Origin of the sequence: Kocuria nitroreducens, from assembly GCF_042879195.1 — a bacterium.
GTDB classification, from domain to species: Bacteria; Actinomycetota; Actinomycetes; order Actinomycetales; family Micrococcaceae; genus Kocuria; species Kocuria nitroreducens.
Genome location: NZ_JBHZTC010000006.1, coordinates 19,434 through 46,044, shown reverse-complemented (window position 1 = coordinate 46,044; position 26,611 = coordinate 19,434). Strand labels below are relative to the sequence as shown.

At 73.9% G+C, this 26,611-nt stretch carries 29 protein-coding genes; 13 read left to right on the top strand and 16 right to left on the bottom strand.

The window, feature by feature from the left end; all coding sequences use genetic code 11:
• Positions 1 to 33: 33 nt before the first annotated feature.
• On the top strand, positions 34 to 1,377 hold the full coding sequence (gene gabT / locus ACFYE1_RS05355) for a 4-aminobutyrate--2-oxoglutarate transaminase (protein ID WP_387740749.1): 1,344 nt from the start codon (positions 34 to 36) through the stop codon (positions 1,375 to 1,377).
• 152 nt (positions 1,378 to 1,529) lie between these two features.
• Here the strand turns inward: gabT and ACFYE1_RS05350 are convergent, their stop codons facing one another.
• Positions 1,530 to 1,985 carry a hypothetical protein gene (locus ACFYE1_RS05350; RefSeq protein WP_387740747.1) on the bottom strand — a complete coding sequence of 152 codons (456 nt, stop codon included), beginning with the start codon at positions 1,983 to 1,985 and terminating at the stop codon, positions 1,530 to 1,532.
• Positions 1,986 to 2,104: 119 nt separating this feature from the next.
• Here ACFYE1_RS05350 and ACFYE1_RS05345 point away from each other — a divergent pair, with 119 nt between their 5' ends.
• Complete coding sequence (locus ACFYE1_RS05345) at positions 2,105 to 3,610, top strand: amidase (protein ID WP_387740745.1); 1,506 nt, start codon at positions 2,105 to 2,107, stop codon at positions 3,608 to 3,610.
• Here the strand turns inward: ACFYE1_RS05345 and ACFYE1_RS05340 are convergent.
• A complete protein-coding gene (locus ACFYE1_RS05340) occupies positions 3,607 to 3,798 on the bottom strand; it encodes a hypothetical protein (protein ID WP_387740743.1) in 192 nt (63 codons plus the stop codon). The genes ACFYE1_RS05345 and ACFYE1_RS05340 overlap by 4 nt on opposite strands.
• Before the next feature lie 174 nt (positions 3,799 to 3,972).
• Between ACFYE1_RS05340 and pgm the strand changes: the two genes are divergently transcribed.
• The gene (gene pgm, locus ACFYE1_RS05335) at positions 3,973 to 5,607 is read left to right on the top strand and encodes a phosphoglucomutase (alpha-D-glucose-1,6-bisphosphate-dependent) (RefSeq protein WP_387740742.1); all 1,635 of its coding nucleotides are present in this window, start codon (positions 3,973 to 3,975) and stop codon (positions 5,605 to 5,607) included.
• On the opposite strand, the gene ACFYE1_RS05330 is transcribed toward pgm, so the two are convergent.
• Complete coding sequence (locus ACFYE1_RS05330) at positions 5,597 to 6,295, bottom strand: metal-dependent transcriptional regulator (RefSeq protein ID WP_387740740.1); 699 nt, start codon at positions 6,293 to 6,295, stop codon at positions 5,597 to 5,599. The two genes, pgm and ACFYE1_RS05330, sit on opposite strands and share 11 nt — an antisense overlap.
• Before the next feature lie 226 nt (positions 6,296 to 6,521).
• Here ACFYE1_RS05330 and ACFYE1_RS05325 point away from each other — a divergent pair, with 226 nt between their 5' ends.
• From ACFYE1_RS05325 to ACFYE1_RS05305, 5 genes are all read left to right on the top strand, one after another.
• Complete coding sequence (locus ACFYE1_RS05325) at positions 6,522 to 7,055, top strand: DUF4242 domain-containing protein (protein ID WP_344120357.1); 534 nt, start codon at positions 6,522 to 6,524, stop codon at positions 7,053 to 7,055.
• Positions 7,056 to 7,182: 127 nt separating this feature from the next.
• Entirely contained in the window at positions 7,183 to 8,274 is a 1,092-nt protein-coding gene (locus ACFYE1_RS05320) for an acyl-CoA dehydrogenase (protein ID WP_387740738.1), read from the top strand.
• Positions 8,250 to 9,014 carry an ABC transporter ATP-binding protein gene (locus ACFYE1_RS05315; RefSeq protein ID WP_387740737.1) on the top strand — a complete coding sequence of 255 codons (765 nt, stop codon included), beginning with the start codon at positions 8,250 to 8,252 and terminating at the stop codon, positions 9,012 to 9,014. The genes ACFYE1_RS05320 and ACFYE1_RS05315 overlap by 25 nt, the downstream gene beginning before the upstream one ends.
• Positions 9,011 to 10,192 (top strand): ABC transporter substrate-binding protein, encoded by a 1,182-nt coding sequence (locus tag ACFYE1_RS05310; RefSeq protein ID WP_387740735.1) that lies wholly within the window; start codon positions 9,011 to 9,013, stop codon positions 10,190 to 10,192. Before ACFYE1_RS05315 ends, ACFYE1_RS05310 begins: the two co-directional genes overlap by 4 nt.
• On the top strand, positions 10,189 to 11,073 hold the full coding sequence (locus tag ACFYE1_RS05305; protein ID WP_387740733.1) for an ABC transporter permease: 885 nt from the start codon (positions 10,189 to 10,191) through the stop codon (positions 11,071 to 11,073). Before ACFYE1_RS05310 ends, ACFYE1_RS05305 begins: the two co-directional genes overlap by 4 nt.
• Before the next feature lie 3 nt (positions 11,074 to 11,076).
• Here the strand turns inward: ACFYE1_RS05305 and ACFYE1_RS05300 are convergent, their stop codons facing one another.
• Both ACFYE1_RS05300 and ACFYE1_RS05295 read right to left on the bottom strand, forming a co-directional pair.
• The gene (locus ACFYE1_RS05300) at positions 11,077 to 11,346 is read right to left on the bottom strand and encodes a CDGSH iron-sulfur domain-containing protein (RefSeq protein ID WP_387740731.1); all 270 of its coding nucleotides are present in this window, start codon (positions 11,344 to 11,346) and stop codon (positions 11,077 to 11,079) included.
• The gene (locus ACFYE1_RS05295; RefSeq protein ID WP_387740729.1) at positions 11,343 to 12,404 is read right to left on the bottom strand and encodes an iron-containing redox enzyme family protein; all 1,062 of its coding nucleotides are present in this window, start codon (positions 12,402 to 12,404) and stop codon (positions 11,343 to 11,345) included. The genes ACFYE1_RS05300 and ACFYE1_RS05295 overlap by 4 nt, the downstream gene beginning before the upstream one ends.
• A gap of 192 nt (positions 12,405 to 12,596) precedes the next feature.
• Between ACFYE1_RS05295 and ACFYE1_RS05290 the strand changes: the two genes are divergently transcribed.
• The 3 genes from ACFYE1_RS05290 to ACFYE1_RS05280 all read left to right on the top strand — a co-directional run bounded on the left by ACFYE1_RS05290 (position 12,597) and on the right by ACFYE1_RS05280 (position 14,726).
• Positions 12,597 to 13,955 carry a uracil-xanthine permease family protein gene (locus ACFYE1_RS05290; RefSeq protein ID WP_387740727.1) on the top strand — a complete coding sequence of 453 codons (1,359 nt, stop codon included), beginning with the start codon at positions 12,597 to 12,599 and terminating at the stop codon, positions 13,953 to 13,955.
• Positions 13,956 to 14,103: 148 nt separating this feature from the next.
• Positions 14,104 to 14,505 (top strand): hypothetical protein, encoded by a 402-nt coding sequence (locus ACFYE1_RS05285; RefSeq protein WP_387740726.1) that lies wholly within the window; start codon positions 14,104 to 14,106, stop codon positions 14,503 to 14,505.
• A gap of 62 nt (positions 14,506 to 14,567) precedes the next feature.
• Positions 14,568 to 14,726: a hypothetical protein gene (locus tag ACFYE1_RS05280; RefSeq protein WP_387740724.1), complete on the top strand. Its 159-nt coding sequence runs from the start codon at positions 14,568 to 14,570 to the stop codon at positions 14,724 to 14,726.
• A 47-nt stretch (positions 14,727 to 14,773) separates the two neighbouring features.
• Here ACFYE1_RS05280 and ACFYE1_RS05275 read toward each other — a convergent pair whose 3' ends face one another.
• From ACFYE1_RS05275 to ACFYE1_RS05250, 6 genes are all read right to left on the bottom strand, one after another.
• A complete protein-coding gene (locus ACFYE1_RS05275; RefSeq protein ID WP_387740722.1) occupies positions 14,774 to 15,202 on the bottom strand; it encodes a universal stress protein in 429 nt (142 codons plus the stop codon).
• A gap of 85 nt (positions 15,203 to 15,287) precedes the next feature.
• Positions 15,288 to 15,716: a universal stress protein gene (locus ACFYE1_RS05270; RefSeq protein ID WP_387740721.1), complete on the bottom strand. Its 429-nt coding sequence runs from the start codon at positions 15,714 to 15,716 to the stop codon at positions 15,288 to 15,290.
• Positions 15,717 to 15,791: 75 nt separating this feature from the next.
• The gene (locus ACFYE1_RS05265) at positions 15,792 to 16,223 is read right to left on the bottom strand and encodes a universal stress protein (RefSeq protein WP_387740719.1); all 432 of its coding nucleotides are present in this window, start codon (positions 16,221 to 16,223) and stop codon (positions 15,792 to 15,794) included.
• Positions 16,224 to 16,386: 163 nt separating this feature from the next.
• A complete protein-coding gene (locus ACFYE1_RS05260; RefSeq protein WP_387740717.1) occupies positions 16,387 to 16,803 on the bottom strand; it encodes an Hsp20/alpha crystallin family protein in 417 nt (138 codons plus the stop codon).
• A gap of 267 nt (positions 16,804 to 17,070) precedes the next feature.
• The gene (locus ACFYE1_RS05255; protein ID WP_387740715.1) at positions 17,071 to 18,396 is read right to left on the bottom strand and encodes an erythromycin esterase family protein; all 1,326 of its coding nucleotides are present in this window, start codon (positions 18,394 to 18,396) and stop codon (positions 17,071 to 17,073) included.
• On the bottom strand, positions 18,393 to 19,784 hold the full coding sequence (locus tag ACFYE1_RS05250) for a phosphoribosyltransferase family protein (RefSeq protein ID WP_387740714.1): 1,392 nt from the start codon (positions 19,782 to 19,784) through the stop codon (positions 18,393 to 18,395). The genes ACFYE1_RS05255 and ACFYE1_RS05250 overlap by 4 nt, the downstream gene beginning before the upstream one ends.
• A 230-nt stretch (positions 19,785 to 20,014) precedes the next feature.
• Here ACFYE1_RS05250 and ACFYE1_RS05245 point away from each other — a divergent pair, with 230 nt between their 5' ends.
• A complete protein-coding gene (locus ACFYE1_RS05245; RefSeq protein ID WP_387740712.1) occupies positions 20,015 to 20,593 on the top strand; it encodes a hypothetical protein in 579 nt (192 codons plus the stop codon).
• 24 nt (positions 20,594 to 20,617) lie between these two features.
• Here ACFYE1_RS05245 and ACFYE1_RS05240 read toward each other — a convergent pair whose 3' ends face one another.
• The 5 genes from ACFYE1_RS05240 to ACFYE1_RS05220 all read right to left on the bottom strand — a co-directional run bounded on the left by ACFYE1_RS05240 (position 20,618) and on the right by ACFYE1_RS05220 (position 24,947).
• Positions 20,618 to 21,664, bottom strand: a complete 1,047-nt coding sequence (locus tag ACFYE1_RS05240; protein WP_387740710.1) for an enoyl-CoA hydratase/isomerase family protein — start codon at positions 21,662 to 21,664, stop codon at positions 20,618 to 20,620.
• A gap of 40 nt (positions 21,665 to 21,704) precedes the next feature.
• Complete coding sequence (locus ACFYE1_RS05235) at positions 21,705 to 22,529, bottom strand: glycerophosphodiester phosphodiesterase family protein (RefSeq protein ID WP_387740708.1); 825 nt, start codon at positions 22,527 to 22,529, stop codon at positions 21,705 to 21,707.
• A 10-nt stretch (positions 22,530 to 22,539) separates the two neighbouring features.
• The gene (locus tag ACFYE1_RS05230) at positions 22,540 to 23,418 is read right to left on the bottom strand and encodes an HAD-IIB family hydrolase (protein ID WP_387740706.1); all 879 of its coding nucleotides are present in this window, start codon (positions 23,416 to 23,418) and stop codon (positions 22,540 to 22,542) included.
• A gap of 14 nt (positions 23,419 to 23,432) precedes the next feature.
• Positions 23,433 to 23,951 carry a YbhB/YbcL family Raf kinase inhibitor-like protein gene (locus ACFYE1_RS05225; RefSeq protein WP_387740704.1) on the bottom strand — a complete coding sequence of 173 codons (519 nt, stop codon included), beginning with the start codon at positions 23,949 to 23,951 and terminating at the stop codon, positions 23,433 to 23,435.
• Positions 23,952 to 24,017: 66 nt separating this feature from the next.
• Positions 24,018 to 24,947, bottom strand: coding sequence for a carbohydrate kinase family protein (locus tag ACFYE1_RS05220; RefSeq protein WP_387740702.1), 930 nt, complete (start codon positions 24,945 to 24,947; stop codon positions 24,018 to 24,020).
• A 212-nt stretch (positions 24,948 to 25,159) separates the two neighbouring features.
• Here ACFYE1_RS05220 and ACFYE1_RS05215 point away from each other — a divergent pair, with 212 nt between their 5' ends.
• The gene (locus tag ACFYE1_RS05215) at positions 25,160 to 26,611 is read left to right on the top strand and encodes a glyceraldehyde-3-phosphate dehydrogenase (RefSeq protein WP_387740700.1); all 1,452 of its coding nucleotides are present in this window, start codon (positions 25,160 to 25,162) and stop codon (positions 26,609 to 26,611) included.

The window sequence follows — 26,611 nt, the reverse complement described above, 5'->3', positions numbered from 1 at the left end:
CACCGTCCCGTCCCACCGAAAGGAGATCTCGTCGTGACCGAGATCCAGTACCGGCTCGAGCAGGTCCGTCGCGTCGACGACGCCCTCCCGGGCCCCAAGTCCCGCGAGCTGTCCGAGCGGCGTGCCGCGGCCGTCGCCTCCGGAGTCGCGTCCTCCGTGCCCGCCTACGCCGCTGACGTCGACGGCGGGATCGTGCTCGACGTCGACGGCAACCAGCTCGTCGACCTCGGCGCCGGCATCGCCGTGACCACCGTGGGCGCCTCCGCCCCCGCCGTGGTCGCCAAGGTGCAGGAGGCCGTGGCGCACTTCACGCACACCTGCTTCATGGTCACCCCCTACGAGGGCTACGTGGCCGTCGCGGAGAAGCTCGCCGAGCTCTCCCCCGGCGACCACCCGAAGAAGGCGGCGCTGTTCAACTCCGGCTCCGAGGCCGTCGAGAACGCCGTGAAGATCTCTCGCGTGCACACCGGCCGCCAGGCCGTCGTCGTGTTCGACCACGCCTACCACGGCCGCACGAACATGACGCTCGCGATGACCGCCAAGGTCATGCCCTACAAGCAGGGCTTCGGCCCGTTCGCCGGCGAGGTCTACCGCGTGCCCGTGTCCTACCCCTTCCGGGACCCCGACGGCATGACCGGCGCCGAGGCCGCCCGCCGCGCGCTGCTCCAGGTGGAGAAGCAGGTCGGCGCGGAGAACGTGGCCGCCGTCGTGATCGAGCCCATCCAGGGCGAGGGCGGGTTCATCGTGCCGGCCGACGGATTCCTGCCGGCGCTGTCCGAGTGGTGCACCGAGCACGGCGCCGTGTTCGTCGTCGACGAGGTGCAGTCCGGCATCGCGCGCACCGGCGAGTGGTTCGCCGTGGACCACGAGGGCGTCGTCCCCGACCTGATCACCGTGGCCAAGGGCGTGGCCGGCGGCATGCCGCTGTCCGGCGTGGTCGGCCGCGCCGAGATCATGGACTCCGTCCACGCCGGCGGCCTCGGCGGCACCTACGGCGGCAACCCCGTGGCCTGCGCCGCCGCCCTCGGCGCCCTGGAGACCATCCAGGAGTGGGACCTCGTCGCCCGCGCCCGCCGGGTCGAGGAGATCATCCGCGAAGAACTGGCCCCGGTGGCCGAGGAGACCGGGATCGTGGGCGAGATCCGCGGCCGCGGCGCCATGATGGCGCTCGAGTTCGTCCGGCGCGGCGGCACGGAGCCCGACGCCGACGCCGCCAAGGCCATCGCCGCGGAGTGCCTCGCTCAGGGCGTCATCGTCCTGACCTGCGGATCCTTCGGCAACATCGTGCGCCTGCTGCCCCCGCTCGTCATCGGCGAGGAGCTGCTGCGCGACGGCCTGCGGGTGCTCGCGCAGGCCGTCCGCAACGCCGCGGCGTAGCGGCGCCCGCGCCCGGCCGCGCCCCGGCCGGGCCGCCGACCACCCGCTCCACCCCGCCGAGGGGCCCGCCCGGACGGACTTCGTCCGTCCGGGCGGGCCCCTCGGTGTCGCGGCCGGGGAGCGCCGAACGCGACTCCTCCCTGTGCCGGACGTCAGCCGGAGCAGCGCTCCTGCAGACCTCTGACCTCCTGGACCACGCCGAAGAAGGAGCGCTCGCCCCGCCGGAAGCCTGCGACGGCCTCCCGGACCGAGGTGAGCTGCCCGGAGACCTCGTCCGGGGCGGTGGCGGCGAGCTCGTCGACCTCAGCGAACAGTCCGGCGGGATCCTCCCGCAGCTGCTGCGGGGCGGTGCGCACGGTCTCGAGCACGCGGGCGCACGTCTCCTGGACGGTGGCGGTCGAGGCGTCGCCGGAAGTCGTGGGGGCGCTCGAGGCGTTGCCGGAGGTCGTGGGGGAGCTCGGGGCGGTGGACGCCGGCGCGTCGTCCTGCCCGGCGCCGGCCGCGGCGTCCCCGTCGGCGGAGGAGGAGCAGCCGGTGAGGGCCAGGAGCAGGACGGCCGCCGTCGCCGCGCGGCTCACCGCGGGACGGGGCGCACGGGCTGTCGGCACGGAGACCTCCTGCGGGGTCGAGGAACCGGGGGCGACCGGACAGCTGCCAGCCTACTAGCCTGGGCTCAGCGCCCCGCGGGCCCCGGACGGGTGCCGCACGACCCCGGACAGGAGCCACCGTGACCCCGATCGGAGACCTCAGCGCCGTGCAGCTGCGCGACGCGCTCGCGCGCGGCGAGCTGAGCGCGGTCGAGACCGCCGAGCACTTCCTGGTCAGGATCGAGGATCGCAATCCGGCGCTGGGGGCGTTCGTCCACGTGGCGGCGCACCTCGCCCTCGACCGGGCACGCGCGCTCGACGCCCTGCCCGCCGGGGCCGCGCGCGGCCCGCTGCACGGGGTGCCGCTCGCGGTGAAGGACCTGCACGACGTCGCGGGAATGCCCACCACCTACGGTTCCGCCGCCGTGGCCGGGCGGCGCGGCGGTGCGCCCGTGGCGGAGACCGACGACGACCTCGCGGCCGTGCTCAGCGCGTCCGGTGCGGTGCTCCTGGGCAAGACCCAGGTGCCCGAGTTCGGCCTCAACTGCTACTCCGAGAACCTCGTGGCCCCGCCGGCCCGGAACCCGCACGACCCGTCGACGGGGGCCGGCGGCTCGTCGGGCGGCCAGGCGGCGGCCGTGGCGGCGGGACTGCTCCCGGTGGCGCCGGGCTCCGACGGCGGAGGATCGGTGCGCATCCCGGCGGCGGTCTGCGGGCTCGTCGGGCTCAAGCCCAACCGCGGCCGGGTGCCCACCGCGGACGCGCAGGCGGACGCCGCCCAGCTCGTGGTGAACGGACCCCTCGCCCGCACGGCCGAGGACGCGGCACTGCTGCTCGACGTCCTGTGCTCCCCCGCCCCCGGCCCGGCGCACGGCAACGTGGTGCGGCGGGCGGTCCGCGCCGCCCCGCAGTCGTCGTTCCTCGAGGGCGTGCGCGCGGCGCGGCGGGGCGACCTCCCGTGGGGGGACCGGCCGCTGCGGATCGGGGTGAGCACCGGCTCCCCGTTCGACGCCGTGCAGGACATCGAGGTCGCCCCGGAGGCTCGCGCCGCCCTCGACGCGGGCGTCGCCCGGCTGCGGGCCGCCGGGCACGAGGTCGAGGAGGCCGAGCTGTCCTACGACCCCGAGTACCCCGGGGCCTTCTTCGATGTGTGGACCACGTCGATGGGCACGGCCCCGCTGGACGACGACCAGGCGGGGAGACTGGCCGGCCTCGCGGGGGCCTTCCGGGCCCGCGCCCTGCGCCGGTCGGCGGTCGAGCTGGCGCGGGCCGTGAGCGTCCTGCGCCGCATCGAGCAGGACGTGGTGCGTGCGTACGGCGCCTGGGACGTGGTCCTGACGCCTGCGCTCGCCATGACGCCGCGACCGCTGGGCTGGTACTGGGAGGGCTACGACCTCGCGGACGCCGCGGGCGCCGACCAGGACTACCGGCGCCAGTGCGGATACACGCCGTGGACCTCGATCGTGAACGTCGTGGGCCTGCCCGCCGTGACCGTCCCGACGCTGTGGGCCCGTGCCGCGGACGACGGGCCGGTCGTGCCCATGGGCGTCCAGCTCATCGGCCGTCCGAGCGCGGAGGCGCAACTGCTCGCCGTCGTCGCCCAGCTCGAGGACCAGGGCCTCACCGGCCCCCGCCCCGCGGCCTAGGAGTGGCCCAGGGCCTCCTCCTCCGCGTCGGGGTCGTCCGGGTCGGTGGCCGCCTCGGGGTCCTCCTCCGGCTCGAAACCGGTGGCGTTCTCGTCGGTGGTCAGCCCGATGCCCTGGTCGTTGTCCGGGACGGTGCCCTCCGGGCCCTTGCCCGAGCCCTCGGTGGTCTCGTCGGGTGCGTCGCTCATGGTGCCGGCCTCCTCGTTCGGTCCTGCCCTGTCTGATGCCCTCATCCTGTCCCACCGGCCACGATTCCTCCAGCCCCCCGCGCGGACCTCCCGCCCGGCACGGACCACGAAACCTGGCGACCCGATCGCGTGCCAGCCCCCACGCACCCGCCGCCCGGCGGTAGGTTGGGCGCCATGACCAACCGTGCGGGCACCGTCGCCCAACCCAGTGACCTCGTCGACCTCGGCAAACTCCTCGACGCCTACACCGACGTCGCGCCCGACCCGTCCGACCCGGACCAGCGCGTGGCGTTCGGCACGTCCGGGCACCGGGGCTCGTCCCTCAAGGCGTCGTTCAACGAGCAGCACATCGCGGCGATCACGCAGGCCATCGTGGAGTACCGCGCCGGCCAGCGGATCACGGGCCCGCTGTTCATGGGGAAGGACACCCACGCCCTGTCCGGGCCCGCGCAGGACACCGCCCTCGAGGTGCTGGCCGCCAACGGCGTCACCGTCCTGCTGGACTCCCGCGACGGCTACGTGCCCACCCCGGCGCTGTCCCACGCGATCCTGACTCACAACACGGGCCGGGCGGAGGGAATGGCCGACGGGATCGTCATCACCCCCTCGCACAACCCGCCCGGCGACGGCGGCTTCAAGTACAACCCGCCCAACGGCGGCCCGGCGGACTCCGACGCCACCGAGTGGATCGCCCAGCGCGCCAACCAGTTCCTCGAGAACGGCATGTCCGGGGTCCGCAGGGTCCCGCTGGCGCAGGCGCGCGCCGCGGAGACCACCGGCGGCTACGACTTCCTTGAGGAGTACGTGCGGACGCTGCCGGAGGTCGTCGACCTGGACGTGATCCGCGACTCCGGCCTGCACATCGGCGCGGACCCCATGGGCTCGGCCTCCGTGGCCTACTGGGGCGAGATCGCCCAGCGCTTCGGGTTGAACATGACCGTGGTGAACCCGGCCGTGGACCCGCAGTGGGCGTTCATGACCCTCGACTGGGACGAGAAGATCCGGATGGACTGCTCCTCCCCGTCCGCCATGGCCTCGCTCATCGGCAACCGGGACAAGTACGACATCGCCACCGGCAACGACGCCGACACGGACCGCCACGGGATCGTGACCCCGGACGCGGGCCTGATGAACCCCAACCACTACCTGGCGGTGGCGATCGACTACCTCTTCCGCGAGCGCACGGGCTGGTCCCCGGACGCCGGGGTCGGCAAGACGCTGGTGTCCTCCTCGATCATCGACCGGGTGGCGGCCTCCCTGGGCCGCGAGCTCGTGGAGGTGCCGGTGGGCTTCAAGTGGTTCGTGCCCGGGCTGATGGACGGCTCGATCGGCTTCGGCGGCGAGGAGTCCGCGGGCGCGTCCTTCCTGCGCCGGGACGGCTCCGTGTGGTCCACCGACAAGGACGGGATCATCCTGGCCCTGCTGGCCTCCGAGATCACGGCCCGCACCGGGAAGACCCCGTCCCAGCGCTACGCGGAGCTCACCCAGGAGTTCGGCGCCCCCGTGTACCAGCGCATCGACGCCCCGGCGAGCCGGGAGCAGAAGGCCGCCCTGAAGAAGCTCTCCCCGGCCCAGGTGGAGGCGGACACCCTGGCCGGTGAGCAGATCACGGCGAAGCTGACCAACGCCCCCGGCAACGGCGCAGCGATCGGCGGGCTGAAGGTCAGCACGAAGAACGCGTGGTTCGCGGCCCGGCCGTCCGGCACGGAGGACGTCTACAAGATCTACGCGGAGTCGTTCCTCGGCGAGGAGCACCTGCAGCAGGTCCAGCAGGAGGCCAAGGCGCTGGTGGACGGCGTCATCTCCTGACGGGGCCCGGAGGCGGTCCGGGCCGGTCCCGGGGCAGGACCCAGACCGCCTCCGCGGCGAGGACGTCGACCTCGACGACGTCCCCGTCCACCACCACGGGCACCGCGCGGGACCGGTGCTCGCCGAGCACGAGCTCCGTCCCGGGCCGGATGCCGGCGGTGCCGAGCCGGCGCAGCACGCCCGGATCCGCGTCCGAGACCCGGGCCACCACCACGGGACTGCCCGGTGGGACGTCGGCGAGGAGCACGGCCGGGGCGGTCGGCACGGTGCCGTCCTGCCGCGGGATCGGGTCGCCGTGCGGGTCCCGCTCGGGATGGCCCAGGAGGGAGTCCAGCCGGGCGACGAACTTCTCGCTCACGGCGTGCTCGAGGACCTCGGCCTCCTCGTGCACCTCGTCCCAGGAGTAGCCGAGGTGTCCGGTGAGGAACGCCTCGAGGATCCGGTGGCGCCGCACCATCTGGACGGCGACGTCCCGTCCGCGGGCGGTGAGGACGATGCCACCGTGGACCGGCCGGCTCAGCAGCCCCTGGGCCGTGAGCTTCTTGACGGCCTCCGACACGGTGGACGGGGACAGTCCCAGCCGCTGGGCCAGCCCGGTGGTGGTCACGGCGTCCGAGGACCACTCCTGGGCCAGCCAGACCGTCTTGAGGCAGTCCTGGACGGACCGGTTCAGTTCTTCCGCGCGCACGCCACCAGGCTAGCGGCCCGGGTCCACGGCGCCAGGGGCGGCCGTCCCGGGACGGACGGGACGCATTTTCCACCGGACCGGTCCTGGAAGTGAGCAGAACCAGCGGGGAATCCCAATGTTTCACAGTGTGACGATCATCGGGACGCCCCGGAGTCGGGAGCCTAGCCTGGAACCAGTGCCCGAGCGGCTCCGACGTCGCGGCCCCGCCCCTTCCGGAAGGAACTCCATGTCTCTCCACCTGCTCGAGATCGTTCCCGCCTCCGCGTCCAAGGACGCCGTGACCCAGCTCATCGCCACGGTCTCCGAGACCGTCTCCGCGGCAGGCGCCGAGTTCATCGAATCCCAGGTCACGGCCGACCACGGACGGGTGTTCGTGATCGTCGAGGCCGACAGCGCGGAGGATCTCGCCCAGACGGTCCGCACCGCCGCCGGGGACGCCGCCGCGGAGGTCACCGGCCCCGACGCCGTCCGCCTCGTGGGCGCCGAGCTCGACGACATCAAGAAGCTCAAGGGCGACGCCCAGTTCCTGGTGGAGTGGGACATCCCCGCCGAGATCACCATGGAGCAGTACCTGGCGCGCAAGAAAGCCAACTCCCCGAAGTACGCCGAGGTCCCCGAGGTCTCCTTCCTGCGCACCTACGTGCGCGAGGACACCGCCAAGTGCCTGTGCTTCTACAATGCCCCCGACGAGGCCTCCGTGGAGCGCGCCCGCCAGGCCGTGGGCACCCCGTTCGACCGGCTGTTCAAGCTCAACGTCTGAGGGGCCGCAGCACTCGACGACACGGCGGTCCCCCGAACCGGGGGCCGCCGTGTCGTGCTTCCCGCCCCGGGCCCGCCCGCCGTGCGGACCGGCCCCGCCCCGCACTCCCCCGGCAGAACGGACCACCATGACCCAGTCCACTCGCTCCCCGTCCCCGGCCGGCGGGCCGGCCCCCGAGGACCGGCCGCTGCTCGCCCCGCTCGTCGACTACCCGGACCACGACCTCGTCCGCCGCACCGCCGCGGCCCGGGCCCGCGACGTCGACACGGCCGCGGCCTCCCCGCTGGAGACCCTGCGCGAGCTGGGCGCCCGGGGGCTTCTGGACCTCGGCCTGACCGGGTCTCTGGCCCCGCAGGCCGCCGTCGTGTTCGACCTCGCCACCGAGTGCACCGCCACGGCGTTCTCCCTGTGGGCCCACCGGGCGACCGTCGAGTACCTCGCGGCCACGGGGACGCAGATCCCCGCTGACGTGCGGTCCGGGGCCGTGCCCGGCTGCTCGGCGATGGCGCCGGCCTTCAAGGACGCGGCCGGCATCGGGGAGATCCCCGTGACGCTGAGCGCCGGCGCATCGGGACCGGTCCTCGACGGCACCGTCCCCTGGGCCTCCAACCTTTACCCCGAGGGCGTCGTGGTGCTGCCCGCCGTCCGGGAGGACGGCACGCGCGTGGTGGTCCGGACCCGGGTGTCGGCGCCCGGCGTCACGGTGCGGCTGCTCGAGAACCTGATGGCGCTCAACGCGACGGCCTCGGGCGTGCTCGTCCTCGAGGACGTGGCCGTCGACCCCGCCGAGGACCTGCTGAGCGAGGACGTCCCGTCCTTCCTGGCGGCCGTCCGCGGCCCGTTCCTGCTGCTGCAGAGCGCGTTCTGCCTCGGCCTCTCGGCCGCCGCGCTGACAGCCGCGCACGAGGCCATGCAGGGCGTCGCCGAGGTGTTCCGGGAGGAGCTCGAGGAGGCCACCGCCGAACACCGGCGCCTGCGCGCCGACCTGCTGCGCCTCGCGGAGGCGCCCCGGGAGACCGGCCCCCGGGAGCTGTTCTCCCTCCGGCTGGACGCCGCGCTGCTCACGGGCCGGGCCACCCGGATCGAGGGCAAGGTCGTGGGCGGGCGCGGCTACGCCATGTCCTCCCCCACGGCGCGCCGGGCCCGCGAGGCCGCGTTCCTGCCCGTCCAGTCCCCCACGGAAGGACACCTGCGGTGGGTGCTGCAGAACCTGGCCTGAGCCGCGCCGTCCCCGCTTCCCGGCCCGCACTCACCGTCCGCGGGCTGCGCAAGAGCTATCCGGGATCCTCCGCCCCCGCCCTCGACGGAGTGGACCTGACCCTGCGCAACGGCGAGACCTTCGCGGTGCTGGGTCCCAGCGGATCCGGGAAGTCGACGCTGCTGCGGGCGATCGCCGGGCTCGAGCCCCTGGACGGGGGCAGCATCGAGTTCGGGAACGCCGACGAGCGCTTCGCCGTCGTCTTCCAGGACCCCGGGCTGTTCCCCTGGCTGTCGGTGCGCCAGAACATCGCCCTCGGCGGCCGGTACCGGCGCAACCGCGACCGCTTCGAGGACTCCCGCGTGGACGACCTGCTCGAGATCCTCGGCCTCGGCCCGCTCGCCCACACCCCCGTGCAGGAGCTCTCCGGCGGGCAGGCCCAGCGCGTGTCGGTGGGCCGCGCGCTCGCGGTGCGCCCCGACGTGCTGCTGCTCGACGAGCCGTTCAGCGCCCTGGACCCGGCGACCCGCAAGGACCTCCAGCTGTGGCTGCGCGCCCTGGCGACCGAGCTCGACCTGACGATCTTCCTGGTGACCCACGACGTCGACGAGGCCATCACCCTCGGCGACCGGATCGGCTTCTTCGCCGGTCCGCGCGGGTTCCGGCAGCAGTGGGTCCCGGCGCAGGACGGCACGACGGCCGAGCAGATCCTGGCCCACTACCGCGGGGCCGACGACGGCCTCGGGAACTGGGTCATATGAGCGCCGGCGGACCGAGCCGGCGGGTCCTGCTGCGGGCCGGGGCGGGGGCCGCGGCCCTCACCGGACTCGGCTGGGGCGCGGGCTCCCTCTACGCGGGCAGCCAGCAGGACGCCCGCGGCGCGGCCGACCCCGGGCGCCCCCTGCGGATCGGGTACCTCCCGATCACGGACGCCTCTCCCCTGCTGGTCGCCCACGCCAACGGGTACTACGACGACGCCGCCGTCCCGGTGGCCGACCCCGTGCTCTTCCGCAGCTGGTCGTCGCTGTCCGAGGCGTTCGTGGCGGGCAAGGTGGACGCGATCCACCTGCTGATGCCCATGGCCCTGTACATGCGCTACGGGCTGCGGGCCGACGTGCGCATCACCGCGTGGAACCACACCAACGGCTCCGCGCTGACGGTCCGTCCGGACGTGGCCGAGGTTGCCGACCTGGCCGGGGAGTCCGTGGCGATCCCGGCGTGGTGGTCCGTGCACAACGTGGTGGTCCAGAAGCTGCTGCGCGCCGCGGGCCTGACCCCGGTGATGCGGGAAGGTCCGTCCCGGGCGCGGCGGACGGTGTCCCTGCTGCCCATGGCCCCCTCGGACATGCTCCCCGCGCTGAACAACGGCGTCATCGGCGGGTACGTGGTGGCCGACCCGTTCAACGCCGCCGCCGAGGCGCGGCAGGTGGGGCACATCCACCGGTTCCTCGGCGACGTGTGGCGCGACCACGCGTGCTGCGTGACCATGATGCGCGGCGAGCTCCTCCGCAACCGTCCCGCGCACGCCGCAGGTTTCATGGACGCCCTCGTCCGGGCGCAGGCCTGGGCCCGGCAGAACCGCCCCGAGACCGCGGCGCTGCTGGCCGCCGGCTACCTTCCTCAGCCCCGGCCCGTGATCGAGCAGGCCCTGACCTACTCCGCAGCCGAGCACGAGGACGCGCTCCAGCACCCGGGCTGGCACGGCGAGCGCCTGGACTTCCGCCCCTACCCGTACGCGAGCTTCACCGAGGAACTGGTGCGCGCCATGCAGGACACCGTCGTCGACGCGCCGGCGGGGTTCCTCGACGGACTGGACCCGGCGCTCGTCCACCGCGAGCTCGTCGACGACAGGCTCGTGATCCGCAGCATCGAGAAGGCCGGCGGCCTCGGCGCCTTCGGCCTGAACAGCACCACCCGGACCGAGGAGATCAGCGCATGAGCGCGCCGCACCCAGCCCCGCAGGACGCCCCGGGGACCCCCACCGACCTCGACGACGTCGCCCGCGCCGACCCGTCCCGGACCGGACCGGCCGGGTCCGCTCCGGTGCGGACGACCCGGCGCTCCGGGTCCCGCTGGACCGGCCCGGCCTGGGGAGTCTTCGGGGTGCTGGTCACGATCGCCGTGTGGTGGGCGTTCACCCACGCCGCGGCCGGGGCGAACACCATGGTCGCCTCCTTCCAGCCGGAGCGCATGCCCGGCGCCGTGGCCTCGCTGATCGAGCGGGGGGTGGTGGTCCAGGACGGTCTGACGAGCCTGTGGCGCCTGCTGTGCGGGCTGGCCGTCGCCACGGGCCTGGGCGTTCCGCTGGGCCTGCTCATCGGCTCCTACCATCGTTTCCGGTGGACCAGCGCCCCGGTGGTGCAGTTCCTGCGGATGGTCTCCCCGCTGTCCTGGGCGCCGGTGGCCGTGGCGCTGCTGGGGGTGGGCAACGCCCCGGTCGTCTTCCTCGTGGCCGCCGCCGCGGTCTGGCCGATCACGATGAACACGGCCGCCGGCGTCAAGGCCCTGGACCCGCTGCACCTGCGGGTCGCCGAGACGCTCGGGGCCACCCCGGTCGAGCGGCTGCGCACCGTGGTGTTGCCCAGCATCCGGCCGTTCGTCATGACCGGGGTGCGGCTGGCCCTGGGGATCTCCTGGGTGGTCATCGTCCCGGCCGAGATGCTCGGGGTCAGCAGCGGCCTGGGCTACGAGATCCTCAACGCCCGTGACCGGCTGGCCTACGACGAGATGCTCGTGGTGATCCTCGTCATCGGCCTGCTGGGCATGGCGCTCGACCAGCTCGCGCAGTGGCTGCTGCGCGAACCGGGCCCGCGCCGCTGAGCCTCAGCGGGCCCGGAAGCGGGCCCGCTTGTGCGAGCCGTCGCAGAACGGCTTGATGGACGACGCCCCGCAGCGGCACAGCGCCACGGTGGCGCGCCCCGGGTCGATGGGCCGGTCGTCGCCGTCCAGCAGTTCGTAGCCTCCGCGCACCAGCAGCGGGCCGTCGGGGCACACGGTGATCGTCACCGGCTCACCGGACCCGGAGTCGGGGAGAGGTGCCGGACCGGGGGCGGGGCCCGGCACGGAGTCCCCGGAACGGTGCTCCGCGCTCACCGGACGAGCTCCGCGGCGCCGCGCCGGGACGGCTCCGCCGTGGCCGGGCGCAGCGCGGACTCCCCCGCCTCCCACCGCGCGAGCGCCTGGTGGGCGGCGAGCGCGTCCAGGTGCAGGACGCAGCGCGCGCCGAAGAAGACGTCCGCGGCGACGGCGGTGTCCTCGACCACGAGGCCCCCGGCCATGTCCCGGGCCGCGATCTGCTCGTGGGCGGCGTCGGCCTCGACGTGCTCGTCGTAGAACGCGGCCGCGGCGGGCAGCCCCAGGCGGTGGAAGCCGCGCGCCAGGAACTTGGAGGGCACGGAGGACGTCATCTCGTACATCGCCAGGTGCCCCACCACGGCGCCGCGCAGCCGTCGGTGCAGACCGAACATCGTGACGGTGTTGATCCCGGCGAGCCACTCGGCGGGCACCCGGTCCACGGCGCTGCCGTAGGAGTCGTCGAGGCCCGCCTCGCGCATCCCGGCCGCGAACAGCGCCGAGTGCATGCGCAGGGCGTTGCCGCCGCCGTACTCGTCGACCTGGATCTCGATCAGCCCGGCCTTGGCCCGGCCGCTCAGCCGCGGGATGCCCCAGGTGTGCGGATCGCCCTCCATGAGCTGGTAGACGGACTTGAGCTGCAGGAACTCCCGTGCCTGCTCGCCGTCCGCCCGGCCGGAGAGGTGGCGTGCCAGGCTGGGCCCGTCGTCGTCGGCGGCCATGGCGAACAGGGCGTCGGCGACCGACTGCGGCGTGCCGGGCACGGTGTCGGCGGGCAGCTCCGCGCGCAGCTGCGCCTCGAGCGCGCCGGAGAGGACCTCCCGCGCGCGCAGCAGCTCGGGGTCGCTCTCCCAGCGGTCGTCGACCCCGTCGACGCCCTGGTAGTGCAGGCAGTGGAGGACGAACAGGCTGAGCTGGACGTCGTCGTCGGCGAGCACGCCGTCCGCGCGGGACACGGCGGCACGGGCCGCCGCCGGCAACGCCCCGGCCCGCGCCTCGGCCCCGGGGGTGCCGGGCTCCTCCTGGAGCACCGCGAGGAGGTCCTCTCCGAGCGGCCCTCGTGGCTGTGGCTGACGCATGTGTCGACTCCTGTCCGGACGGTGCGGCTGATCGCGCCCCATCATAGTTTCCATCACCGTGCTGATCATATGGACGTCGTCCGACACCGCCCGGACGCCGGGCCCGGGTCCCCCTCTCCGCCCCGCGGAGGCACCGAGTACAGTGGTGGAGGCCCGGATCCGGGCCTCCACCCCGCCGTCGAGGAGACCCGCATGAGTTCCCCCGTGCCCGGACGCACCATCGCCACCCGCCTCGGCCTCGGCTGGCGCCTCCACGGCGACGGCCGCACCGTCACCGCCGGGGAGGTCGTCAGGCCGCGGGAGCGGCTCACCTGGCCCCGCACGGTCACCATCGGCGCGCAGCACGTGGTCGCCATGTTCGGCGCCACGTTCCTGGTGCCGCTGATCACGGGCTTCCCGCCCTCCACCACGCTGTTCTTCTCCGGCGTGGGCACGATCCTCTTCCTGGTGGTCACCGCCGGCCGGGTGCCGTCCTACCTCGGCTCGTCCTTCGCGTTCATCGCCCCCATCACCGCCTCGATGAACCAGTACGGCCCCGGTGGCGCGCTGGGCGGCGTCCTCATGGCGGGCGCGGCGCTGTTCCTCATCGGCCTGGTGGTGCAGGTCGCGGGCACGGCCTGGCTCCAGAAGCTCATGCCTCCGCTGGTCACGGGCACCATCGTGGCGCTCATCGGGTTCAACCTGGCGCCGTCCGCGAAGGACAACTTCATGGCCGCCCCGGTCACCGGGTTCGTGACCCTGGCGTCCATCGTGCTGATCTCGGTGGTCTTCCGCGGCCTGCCCGGCCGGCTGTCGATCCTGCTCGGCGTGCTGATCGGCTACCTGACGGCAGTGGTCCGGGGCGAGGTGGACTTCGCCGCGGTCGGCGCCGCGTGGCAGGCGCAGGGGCTCTTCGGGCTGCCCCCGTTCCAGACCCCCGAGTTCCACCTTCCCCTGATGGGCCTGTTCGTCCCCGTCATCCTCGTGCTGGTGGCCGAGAACATCGGGCACGTGAAGTCCGTGGCCCTCATGACCGGCGACGACCTCGACCCGTACATGGGGCGCGCGATCATGTCCGACGGGCTGGCCACCGTGATCGCCGGCTCGGGCGGCGGCTCGGGCACCACGACCTACGCCGAGAACATCGGCGTCATGGCGGCCACGCGCGTCTACTCGACGGCGGCCTACTGGGTCGCCGCCGTCGTGGCGATCCTGCTGAGCGTCTTCCCGGTCTTCGGCGCCGCAGTGGCCACCGTTCCCGCGGGGGTCCTGGGCGGGGCCGCCACGGTGCTGTACGGGATGATCGGCATGCTCGGCGTGCGGATCTGGGTGCAGAACCGCGTGGACTTCTCGAACCCGGTCAACCTCACCACCGCCGCGGTGGCCATGATCATCGGGGTCGCCGACTACACGTGGGAGGCCTCCGGGCTGCAGTTCGCGGGCATCGCCCTCGGCACGGCGGCCACGCTCGTGGTCTACCACCTCATGTCGGCCGTGGCCCGCGTGCGGGGGACGGTGAGCAGCGACCCGCTCGCCCCCGACACCACGCGGCTGCCCTCCCCCCTGGGCTGAGTCCGCGGGGCGTCCTGCTACTCGTCGGTAGACGAAATGTGCCGACGAGAGGCCACCATTCCCGAGGACCCACGCCTCCTTTCCCCTAGCGTGGATTGCGGGAGGGCCGAGCAGCCGGCCGCGCACCACGAGCTGCAGGGGAGAGAACATGCACCACAAACCGTCCGTCCTCGTCCAGGTCGACCTCGACGGCAGGCACATCAGACTAGTGGTCAGCGGCTGCGTCACCGAGCTCAACCACCGGGCCCTGTGCCCCCTGGTGCGCCGGGCCCGCACCCTGGTGCCTGGCATCGCCGTGGTCGTGGACCTCACCACCGCCCACCACGTCGAGCCGGCCGCCGTGGATCTGCTGCGCTGGGCCGCGGAGCACGAGGACGCCGTGCGCGGCACGCCCGCCGTCGACTTCGTGCTCCCCGCCGAGCTGCCCGGCCACGGCGCCGTGACCCGGCTCGCCGGCTGGAGGGGCGCCCGGCGCCGCCCAGGAGCCCCCGAACCCGCACGCGGGGGCGCAGGGTCGGTGGCCGCCCCGGAGCCCCGCCTCGCGGGCTGAACCGACCCGTACCGGCCCCCTCAGAGGGAGGTCACCTCGTGAGCACGATCAGCTGAGCCCTGATGGCGCACCCCGCCGCCCCCGAGCTCACGCGCGAGGAGCGGGCGGCCGAGGCCGGGTGCATCGAGGTGTGCCTGGACGCCGCCCAGATCTGGCGGATCGGCGCCGACGCCTGCGTGGAGGAGGACGCCGTCGCGGACCTGCCGGCCCGGAGAAGCTGACCTGGACGCCGCCCCCGGAGCGAGCCGTGCCGGGGACGCGGGCCGCTTCAGTGCCGGACCACGAGCACCGGGCAGTGGGCGTAGGAGATGCACGCGTGGGACACCGAGCCCAGGGCCGAGCCGAGCAGCCCGCCGCGGCCGCGCCGGCCGAGCACGAGCAGCTGCGCGGTCTCGCTCTCCGCGATGAGCCGCCCGGCCGGGCGGCCGTGCGTGACCGTGGTGGTCAGGCGGCCGGGGACGTCCTCCCCGAAGACGGCCGCGACCGTGCGCGCGAGGATCCGCTCGTGGTTGGCGCGCAGCGCCTCCTCGTCGACGAGGAGCTCGGCGTCCAGCACGGTGGGGTCCCCCGCGCACGCGATCGCCTCCACCGGGGCGTCGAGGGCCTCCGCGAGTCTCGCCGCGAGCCGCAGGGCCTCCATCGAGGACTCCGAGCCGTCGATCCCCACGAGGATCCGCTGGTCCGTCGGTGCACTCATGACCGAACCTCCTTGTCCGGGCCGGCTGCCTGGAGCCGGCCTGTCGGTGCCGCGTGGCCCGCGCCGGGTGGCCGGCGCCGGCCGGTCAGTGCCGGACGACCAGCACCGGGCAGTGGGCGTGGGCGATGCACGCGTTGGAGACGGAGCCCAGGGCCGAGCCGCGCAGGCCGCCGTGGCCGCGTCGGCCGAGCACCAGCATCAGGGCGTCCTCGCTCTCCTCGACGAGACGGGCCGCGGCCCGCCCGTGGAGCAGCTCGGCGCGCACGTGCGCCGGAATGTCCGCACCGAACACGTCGGCGACCGTCGACCGGAGCTGCTCCTCGCTGCCGGCCGGCGGCCTGTCAGGGTCGACGGTCGCCCAGCCCTCGTAGAGGGGCGGTCCCTGCCAGAACATGAGGGCGACCAGCGGGACGTCCAGGGCCCGGGCGATCCTGTCCCCCGTGCGGAGGGCCTCCTTCGAGGACTCCGATCCGTCGATGCCGACGAGGATCCGCTGCTGCGATGGGGCGTCCATGGTCGAACTCCTTCGTTCCGGCGCCCGCGGGCCGTGCCCGGGCGCGTTCCCTCCACCAGGAACCCGGCGGACTGCTCAGTGCCGCACCACGAGGACGGGGCACTTGGCGTGGGAGACGAGGGCCGAGGAGACGGAGCCGAGGATCATCCCGAGCACCCCGCCCGTGCCCCGCCGCCCCACCACCAGCATCCGGGCCTGCTCGCTCTCCTCGATGAGCCGGGCGGCGGCCTGCCCGCGCAGGAGCCGGGCGGTCAGGTTCGCCGGGCGCTGCTCCCCGAACACCTCGGCGAGCGTGCTCTCGAACAGCTGCTCGCTGCCGCGGCGGAACTCCTCGGGGTCCACCACGCGATAGCTCTCGTAGAGCAGTGGGTCCTCCCAGCACATGATGGCCTCGAGCGGGGCGCCCAGGGCCTCGGCGAGCCGCACTCCCTCCCGGAGGGCGGCCTTGGACGAGCCGGAGCCGTCGACCCCCACGACGATCCGGTCTCCGGACGAGGAATCGCCCATGGTGTTCCCCCTTGTTCCCGGCGGGCCTGCCGGTCCACCTGCCTCCACGATAGGACCCGGCGAGGTACGTCACAACGGCCCCTCGGTCCCGGAACCTGCGTGACCGCCGGAGGGAGGGAACGACCCGGTCCGCCCGCCGTCGCACGGGTGGCGCGCGGCCTGCTCAGCCGCGGGTCACCTGGATCTTCTTGGTCGCCGGCGGCTCGACGTACCCGGCGACGGGGACGCGGACCTCGAGCACGCCGTCACGGTAGGCGGCGCTGATGTCCTCGTCCAGGCACCCGGCGGGCAGTGGCAGGGTGCGGGAGAACGAGCCGTAGCGGAACTCGGAGCGGTAGCTGCCCTTGTCCTTGTGCTCGGTCCGCTCCCTGCGCTCGGCCCGCAGGTGGAGCACGTCGTCGGCCACGGTGAGCTCCACGTCCTGCTCGGGATCGATGCCGGGCAGCTCCGCCCGGATCACCACGGTGTCACCGTCCCGGTACTCCTCCACACGCGGCCAGGACGCCTCGACGTCCCCCTCCAGGAGGCGTCGGATGGGCTCGAGCATCTCCAGGCCCTCCCTGCGCATCAATCCGGCCATGACCTGACTCCTTCCCGTGGCACCCGCTCCGCGGCGGGACCGGGGGCGTCGGCCCGGCCGGCCGGGAGGACGGGTGCGGTCCGCCTCGACCCTTCCAGCGTAGACACCCCCGACCGGACGCGTAAGAGCCGCGGGGTCCGGGACGCATGATGACGAGGGCACGCGCCGACGGCCCCGCGGAGCACTGGATCCGCAGGTGTGACAGGGCGATGAGCGCGGCATCCCACGGGTCCGCCGCCGTCCGGCGCTCTGCCCCGCCTGGACGCCTCAGAAGCCTGTCGGCTCGGTCTCCAGCTCGGGCTCCTCGGGCGGGCCCTCGTGGTGCAGGGGCCTCAGTGCGGCGGTCGTCCCGAACCACAGCAGTGCGTCGTAGCGCTCTCCCATGCGGGTGGGGACGTAGTTGCCCGCCTCGCGCCACGGGTGGTACACCACCCCGATGGCCCGGTGGCCGAACCTCCCGGAGAGCCAGGGCCCGGAGCGGTCGCGGCCGAAGACGAGCAGCGAGGCCTCCTCCAGGGCCCGGTGCAGGAGGTCCTCGTGGCTGCCGGGACGCGCCTCCGGGACGGCGACGACCTCCTCGGCCGCGCCCCACGACTCCGCCGCGACCACCGTGCCGGCCCAGGAGGCGAGACCCACGAGCACCACCTCGTGCGCGGCGTGGCGCTCGCGCAGCAGCTGGCCCACGTTGACCAGCCCGGCGTCGAACATGTCGGTGGCCCGGGCGTCCCCCACGTGGGAGTTGTGCTCCCACACCAGGCCCTTGGCGCCGGGCCCGTGGTGGCGGGAGAGCAGGCCGGCGGTGTCCGCCATGTGCTCGTCCCGCACGTTCCAGGACTGCCGGTCGCCGCGCACCATGGTCCGGTAGTAGCGCTCGGCGTCGACCGCGACCATGGCGTTGAGGGCGGCGTCGAACGCGGCGGGGTCCCCGGCCATCCGGTCCATGGCGCGCCGGCGCACCTCGGCCAGGAGGGCGACGACGTCGGCCTCGCACCCCTCGGGCACGATCCGCGTCCGCCGCGCGTACCGGTGCGGGTCCTCGTGGAAGGGGACGAAGCACTGCCACGCCTGCAGCGCGGCGGGCAGAGCCTCGGGGGCGGTGGCCTCGAGCCAGCCGATGATCTCCCGCAGCGAGTCCCACAGCGAGTAGACGTCCAGGCCGTAGAAGCCCACCTGCTCGTGGCCGGCCCGTCGGGCGTTCTCCTCCCGGAGCCAGTCGAGGAACTCGGCGACCTCCTCGTTCGCCCACATCCACGTGGGCCAGCGCCCGAAGCCCGCGAGGACGCCGCGCGCGTCGAGGTCCTGGTCCGCCTCGCCGCGCACCCACCGGTTGAGCCGCCAGCAGTCCGGCCAGTCCCCCTCGACCCCGATCCAGGTGAAGCCGTGCTCCTCGATGAGCCGGCGGCTGAGCAGCGCCCGCCACCGGTAGTACTCGTGCGTGCCGTGGGACGCCTCCCCCACGCACACGAACCGGGCGCCGGCGCAGCGCTCGACGAGCGGGTCGAGATCCTGCGCCCCCTCCAGCGGCTGCGCGAGGGAGCGGATCTCCGCGAGGATCCCGGCCTCCCGAGCGGGCCCGCGCCCTCGCGGGCTCACCGGGCCGTCCCGTCGCCGCGCTCCCCGGCCGGGTGGAGGTGGCGCAGGAACCAGTCCCGGGCCAGACCGGCGGCCTCGGCGAGCGTGCCGGGCTCCTCGAAGAGGTGCGTGGCGCCCTCCACGACCGCCAGCCTGGTGGGACAGTGCATCGACTCCTGCGCCCACCGGTTGAGGCCGAGCACCTCGGAGTCCTCGCTGCCGACGATCATCAGGGTGGGCGCCTGCACCGAGCGCAGCCGCTCGTCCGCCAGGTCGGGGCGGCCGCCGCGGGAGACCACGGCCGCGATCGACGCGCCGGGCTCGGCCGCGGCCCACAGGGCGGCGCCGGCGCCCGTGCTCGCCCCGAAGTACCCGACCGGGGACGCCGCGGATCCCGGCTGCTCGCGCAGCCAGGCCGTGGCCAGGAGCAGCCGCTCGGCGAGCAGGCCGATGTCGAAGACGTTGCCGCGGTCCGTCTCCTCCCCTGGCGTGAGCAGGTCGAGCAGCAGGGTGCCGAGCCCTGCCTGCTGCAGCACGGAGGCCACGTACTGGTTCCGCGGGCTGTGCCGGCTGCTGCCGCTGCCGTGGGCGAAGACGACCACCCCGGCGCCGGGCCCCGGCAGGTGCAGGTGCGCCGCCAGCTGCTCTGCGCCGGCCGGGATGCGCACGTCGGCGTCGACCGGAAACCCGTGCGCGGTCTGCCCCGGGCGGGACGGCGGGGGCAGCTCCGGCTGGTGGCGGCGCCGGGCGGCGTCGAGCAGCGCCACCACCTCGTCGTCCTCCGTGGCGGAGAAGTCCCGGTAGTGGTAGCCGACGGCCGTGAAGTACGGAGGGGTTGCGAGGCAGACCACCTCGTCAGCCTCGACCACCCGGCCCAGGGCCTCCTGCGGGGCCACCGGGACGGCCAGCATCACGCGCGCGGCACCCAGCTGGCGGGCGATCCGGCAGGCCACGCGGGCCGTGGAGCCGGTGGCGATGCCGTCGTCGACGACCAGTGCGGTCCGCCCGGTGAGATCGACCCGTTCCCGGCCCTCCCGGAAGCGCGCCGTCCGGGCCTCGAGCACGGCCCGCTCCCGCGCCTCGATCTGCTCGAGCTGTGCGTCCGTCACCCCGAAGTACTGCAGGGTCCGCTCGTCGAGCACGCGGGCGCCCTCCTCCCCGATGGCGCCCATGGCCAGCTCCGGCTGGGAGGGGACCCCCAGTTTGCGCACCACGATGACGTCCAGCGGCGCGTCGAGGATGTGGGCCACCTCGTGGGCCACGGGCACCCCGCCGCGGGGCAGACCCAGCACCACCACGTCCTGCGCGCGCAGGGACCTCAGGCGCTTTCCCAGCTGCCGCCCGGCCTCGACCCTGTTCTCGAAGACCACCATGGTCCCCACCGCCTCTCCGGCGGGCGCGCGGCCCACCGCCCCTCCGGTGCTCCCCCGGCTCCGCCCACGCCCTCGGGTCCCGCGGACCGCGGTGGAGGACTCCAGCGTAGGCAGGCGGGGAACGCCGTGGAAGGCCCGGGGGCCAGGTGACGGCCGTGGACAACGCCCCTGGCCCGACCCACAATGTGAGCACGCCCCGGCGGCCGGCCGTGTCCCGGGCGCCCCGGACGGACGTCCCGCACGGGCGGGAGAACGGAGCACGCCGCATGAAGGACCGCAGGAAGGGCAGCGCTGAGGACCGCACCGGCGGCAGGATCCTGCGGTCCGTCTACACGTTTTTCCTGGGGCTGCTGCTGGCCCTATTCGTGGGTCTCGGCGTCGCCACGGTCCACCCCGGCCCGGAGGAGCCCGCGCCGCCCCCGGCGATCGCGATGGCGCGGGAGTCCCGCGAGCTCGCCCCGGAGGAGCAGCAGCAGTGGGCGTCGCACGAGCGCGAGCGGGAGGCGTGGGAGGAAGAGTCCATGCGGCACAGCCGCGACGTCGGCCTGTTCGCCCTGGCCGCCTCCCTCGTGCTGGTGGCCGTGAGCCTGGCTGTGGAACGGCGCAGACCGGTGCTCGCCCACGGCGTGCTGCTCGGAGGCCTGTTCACGCTGTTCCACAGCGTGGTCCGCAGCCTGATCTCGCAGGACACCGTCGCCGCGTTCGCCGTGGTCACCGTGGCGCTGGTCGTGGTGCTGTACCTCGGCTACCGCCGGTTCGTGGACCGGCCCACCGAGACCGGTGACCGCCCGGGTCCGCCCCCCGTGGTGGTCAGCGACAACGGGAAGCACCCGTCCCGCCGCTGAGCGGACCGGACACGTGCCGCCCGGTCAGAGTGGCAGCGGCAGCTTCTCGTCGAGCACGGCCCGCACGGCCTCGACGTCGACGTCCGTGATGGAGGCGTGCTCCCAGGCCGGCTGGTTGTCCTTGTCCACGAGGACCGCCCGCACGCCCTCGGAGAAGTCGGGCCTCGCGATCGTGTCCGCGGCGAGGCGCAGCTCCCGCTCGAGGCAGGAGCGCACGCCCTCGTCGGCCGCCCCGCGCTCGAGCAGCTCGAAGGTGCGCACCAGCGAGGAGGGGCTCATCCCCGCGAGGTCCTCCGGTGCGGCGGCGACGATCTCCTCGAGGGTCGGGGCGCCGTAGCGCTCCTCGATCCGGTCCCACCGCGCCACCACGGAGGACGGCTCGGGCTCGCGCGCGAAACGGACCAGCGCGTCCTCCGGGCCCTCCTCCACGACGGCCCCGGCGAGGGCCTCGAAGTCCTCGTCCGCCACGAGGACGTCGGCCAGCCCGAGGGCGACGGCGTCCGCGCCGCTGACCCGCTGCCCGCCGAGGGCGAGCCAGCGGCCCACGGCCAGGCCCTGCTCCCCGCGGCGGTCCGGCCTCGAGACGCGCGGCAGGAACCAGGAGGCGCCGATGTCCGTGAAGAAGCCGATCTTCGTCTCGGGCATCGCCATGACCGTCGACGGTCCCACCACGCGGTGGGACCCGTGCACGGAGATGCCCATGCCGCCGCCCATGCAGATCCCGTTCATGAGCGCCACGTAGGGCTTCGGGTAGTCCGCGATCAGGCAGTCGAGGGCGTACTCGACGGCGAACACCCCGGTGGCCTCCTCCGTCCGCCCGCCGAGCACGGCGTCGCGGACCTCCCGGATGTCGCCGCCGGCGCACCACGCCCGCGGAGAGGCCGAGGTGACGAGCACGTGACGCACGGCGTCGTCGTCCCGCCACGCGTCGAGCGCGGCCTTGAGATCCCGGTACATCTGCGCGGTCAGCGCGTTGAGCTGGCGGGGCCGGTTGAGCACGACGTGCCCGGTGCCGTTGCGGACCTCGGTCAGGACGTGCTGCGCGGTGCCGGTCGTGGCGGTGTCGGTCATGGCTCCCACCTTGCCACGGGCACGGACGCCGTGTCATGGCTCACACGCCCGAGGGCGGCCACTGTCCCCGCTGCGCGAGGACCGCGGCGAGCAGGTCGGCGCGGTCGGTGACGATCCCGTCGACCCCGAGCTCGAGCAGCTCCGTCATCTCGGCGGTCTCGTTGACGGTCCACACGTGCACGTCGATGCCGTGCCGGTGGGCGAAGCCCAGGAAGCGGGGGGTCACGAGCTGGACCTCCGCCCCGCCCCGCATCCGGTAGCAGCGGGGGATCTGCACGGTGTCGAACGGCTCGATCCACCGGGCGGCCGCCCGCCGGGCGAGACGCCAGCTGGGCCCGCCCAGCCATGAGCACACGAGCAGCAGGCGCATCCCCTCCTTGCCGGAGGACGTGGGCACGGTCCGGCCGTCGAGCTCGCGGATCCGCCGCAGCGTGCGGCGCCGGCGGCTCTCGGAGAAGGAGGTCACCCGCACCCGGTCCGCGGCGCCGAGCTCGTGGAGCAGCGCCGGCAGGGCCGCCACGGACGCCTCGTCCTTGACGTCCACGTTGAACTTCAGCTCGGGGAGCTCCGTCAGCAGGTCCGAGAAGCGCGGGATGCGCCCGGCCCCGGCGACGCGCTCGGCCCCGATCTGCGCCCAGGTCAGCGACGAGACCCTCCCGGTGCCACCGGTGACGCGATCGAGGGTCTCGTCGTGGAAGGACAGGACCACGCCGTCGGCCGTCGTGTTGACGTCAGTCTCGATCCACTCGTAGCCGAGGTCCCGGGCCGCGCGGAACGCGTCGAGGGTGTTCTCGGCCCCGTCCCGGCAGAAACCGCGGTGGGCCAGGGCTGCGGGGGTGCCGCGCCGGCGCGCTGAAGGGTCCACCCTCCTATTGTTACCCCGTGGTAGCGGATTGTCCCGCCCATGACGCACCGGGTCGGCCGCGGCGCAGCAGCCCCTCGATCACCTGGGCCACCCCGTCCTCCTCGAAGGGCGGGGCCACGCGGCCGACGGCGCGCGCGACCGCGGGGTGCCCGCTGGCCATCGCGTACCCGTGCGCGGCCCAGGTGAGCATCTCGAGGTCGTTGGGCATGTCGCCGAAGGCCATCACCTCGTGCGGGCGGATGCCGCGCTGGGCGGCGTACTGCTCGAGGGTGCGCGCCTTGGTGAGCCCCTTCTGACCCATCTCCACGAGCGGGGCCGCCGCCACGGAGTGCGTCACGGACAGCCGCCCGGCCACGAGCTCGGTGAGCGCCCGGACGTACTCCTGCGGTTCGGCGGTGTCCAGCTTGGCCAGGAACTTCACGAGCCCCCGGTCCTCCGGCACCCGGTCCCGCAGCGCCCCGACCAGGGGGGCGCCGATCTCCATCCGGTCGGTCCGGGCCCACCCGTGGTCCGTGAAGACGCCCTCGAGCGTCTCCGCCGCGAACAGCGTGCCGGGGTGCCGGGCCGCGACCTCGTCCATGACCGCGAAGGCGTCCCGGGCCGGGAACAGGCTCGACTCCACGACCAGGTCGGCGCTGAGGTCGTAGACCACGGCCCCGTTCGAGCAGATGACCACGCCCTCGTGGCCGAGCTGCTCGCGCAGGGGGTCGAGCCAGCGCATGGGCCGGCCCGTCACGAACACCACGTGGATGCCGGTGTCCTGAGCAGCCCGGATCGCGTCGACGGTGCGCGGGCGGAAGCGGAAGTCGTGCCCCAGGACGGTGCCGTCGAGGTCGCTGGCGATCATCCTGATCGGCGCCGCCCCGGGAACCTCCGGAGTCGGGCTCACGGGTGTTCTGCCACCTACGCCTCGTGGATCCCGGTGAGGCAGGCGCGGGCGATCCCGGAGCTGAACAGCTGGAAGTTCACGACGGCGGGGCTTGCGGTCTCGTCGACCTCGATCTGCTCCTCGGCCACCGCGGTCACGCACACGACGTAGCGGTGCGCCCCGTGGCCGGGGGGCGGAGCGGCGCCCACGTACTCGTCGGTGCCCCCGTCGTTGCGGTGCTTGACCGCCCCGGCCGGCGGGTCGGTCGCCGCGCCGCGCTCGAGGGACGTGACGTCGGCGGGGATGTTGGACAGGCACCAGTGCCAGAAGCCGCTGGGAGTGGGGGCGTCCGGGTCGAAGACCGTGACCACGTAGCTCTTCGTGCCTTCCGGGGCCCCGGACCAGTTCAGCTGCGGGGACACGTCCTGGCCGCCGGCGCCCATGATGCCCGAGAGCTGGGGCTGGGCGAGCGGTCCGCCGTCGGAGACGTCCTCCGAGGTGAGGGTGAAGCTCGGCAGGTCGGGCAGGTCTGCGTACGGGTCGCGGTCGAGCACGGGCTCTCCTTCGGGTCGGGTGGGTGGAGTGAAGAACGGGTCGGAGCGCGGATCGGGACGGGCGGGTCAGGGCACGGGCAGCTCGTCCTTGCGGGGCAGGTCGGCGCCGGCGCGGGAGACCGTGACGCCGGCCGCCGCGGCGGCGTAGCGCAGCAGCTCGCCCACCTGCTCCTCGTCCAGGTTGTCGATCCGCTCGCGGGCCGGCGCGCCCGTGTAGCCGTGGTCGGTGAGCCAGGCGAGCAGCGCGGCCATGAAGGAGTCCCCGGCCCCCACGGTGTCCACGACCGTGGTGCGGGCGGCGGGCACCTCCACCCCGCGCGGACCGGTCGCGCGGGTGCGGGCCCAGGGTCCCAGGGGCCCCCGGGTGACGACGACGAGCTCCGCGCCGGCCTTGAGCCAGGCGCCGGCGCTCTCCTCGACGCTGCGGTGGGGGTAGAGCCACAGGAGGTCCTCGTCCGACGCCTTCACGACGTCGGCGAGGGCCACGAGCTGCTCGGCCCGGGCCCGCGCGTCCGAGGAGTCGGGGATGATGGACGGCCGGCAGTTGGGGTCGTACGAGATCAGGGCCGAGCGGTGGGCCTGCTCCACGGCGTGCAGGACCCTCGAGGCGCCGGGCTCGAGCATCGCGCCGATCGAGCCGACGTGCAGCAGGGAGGTGTCCCGGAGCAGCTCGCCCAGCTGCTCGTCCGAGAGGTCGAGGGACCAGTCGAGCTGGAAGTCGTAGGTCGCGGCGCCGTCGTCCCCGATCACGGCCTCCGCCACGGACGTGGGACGCGCGTCGGCCTCGAAGGGCAGGAGGACGCCGTTGTCCCGCAGGTGCGCCTCGACCTGCGTGCCGTACTCGTCCTCGCCGTAGCGGCCGAGGAACTGCACCTCGTGGCCGAGCCGGGCCAGGCCCACGGCCACGTTCATGGGGCTTCCCCCGGCGTGCGCTCGGGGCTCCTGGCCGCGCTTCGAGACCACGTCGACGAGCGCTTCACCGATGACCGTCAGCATGTCCTCACGGTAGCACCCGCCGGTCAGCCGTCCCGGGCGCCCGACCGGTCCACCGGGCCTGTCACGGAAGCCCTTCCCGCGCCCGGGTGCCCCTAGAATGGAGTGCGGCGTCCTGCGTGAACCACAGCGGAGCGCGCACCCGATCGCGCAACGAGGCGCGGCACGTCACGGCCGGACACGATGACGTCCCCGGCCGAGGAAGAGAGTCACTCTTGAGCACTCCTGAAAGCTGGTCCGACCGCGAGGCACTCGCCGAGGCCATCGTTCCCCTGGTCGGACGCCTGCACCGTGAGAACAAGGTCGTGCCGACGGTCTACGGCCGCTCGCTGGTCCACAAGTCCGTCACGCAGATCATCAAGGCCCACCGCTTCGCCCGCCGCATCGACGGCCAGGAGCTGCCGATCGAGGACACGACCCGCCTCCTCGAGGCCATGTCCGGGCTGAACCTCGGCACCTGCGCCGTGGACCTCGGCAAGCTCAACCGGCTCGCCCAGGCCTCGGACCAGGACCTCGAGGCGTTCCTGCGGGACGAGCTCGCCCCCGTCGTGGACCGCAGGGAGCAGAACTTCCCGGAGACCCAGGACGTGGTCCTCTACGGGTTCGGCCGCATCGGCCGCCTCCTCGCCCGGATCCTGATCAACCGCAACGACGGCACCGGCCTGAACCTGCGCGCCGTCGTGGTGCGCAAGAAGCCGGGCAACGACCTGGTCAAGCGCGCCTCCCTCCTGCGCCGCGACTCGGTGCACGGCAGGTTCGACGGGACGATCCACGTGGACGAGGAGAACGACGTCATCACGGCCAACGGCGTGGCGATCAAGTTCATCTACGCCGGCGACCCGGCCGAGATCGACTACACCGCCTACGGGATCGACAACGCGATCGTCGTGGACAACACGGGCGTGTGGCGCGACGAGACCGGCCTGTCCAAGCACCTGCAGTCCAAGGGCGTGGCCAAGGTGCTGCTCACGGCGCCGGGCAAGGGCGACCTGAAGAACATCGTGTGCGGCGTCAACGACGACGTCATCACGCCGGAGGACACCATCCTGTCCGCCGCGTCCTGCACCACCAACGCGATCACCCCCGTGGTCAAGGTGCTCCACGAGAAGTACGGCATCGCGCAGGGCCACGTGGAGACCGTGCACTCCTACACCAACGACCAGAACCTCATCGACAACTGGCACAAGGGCGACCGGAGGGGCCGCTCCGCCGCCCTGAACATGGTCATCACCGAGACCGGCGCGGCGAAGGCCGTGGCCAAGGCGTTGCCGGAGATGGCCGGGAAGCTGACGGGCAACGCCATCCGCGTCCCCACCCCGGACGTGTCGATGGCCATCCTCAACCTGCAGCTCGACCGGGCCCCGGAGTCCAAGGACGCGGTCAACGAGTACCTGAAGGACATCTCCCTGAACTCGTCCCTGCGCAAGCAGATCGACTACACCGACTCCCCCGAGATCGTGTCCACCGACTTCGTGGGCTCCCGCCGCGCGGGCGTCGTCGACGGTCTCGCGACCATCGTCAACGGCAGCTCGCTGGTGCTCTACGTCTGGTACGACAACGAGTTCGGCTACTCCTGCCAGGTCGTGCGGGTGCTCGCCCGGATGGCCGACATCGCCATGCCGCAGTTCCCGGCCGAGCGGGTCGCGGTCGGCGCCGTCTCCGGCTGA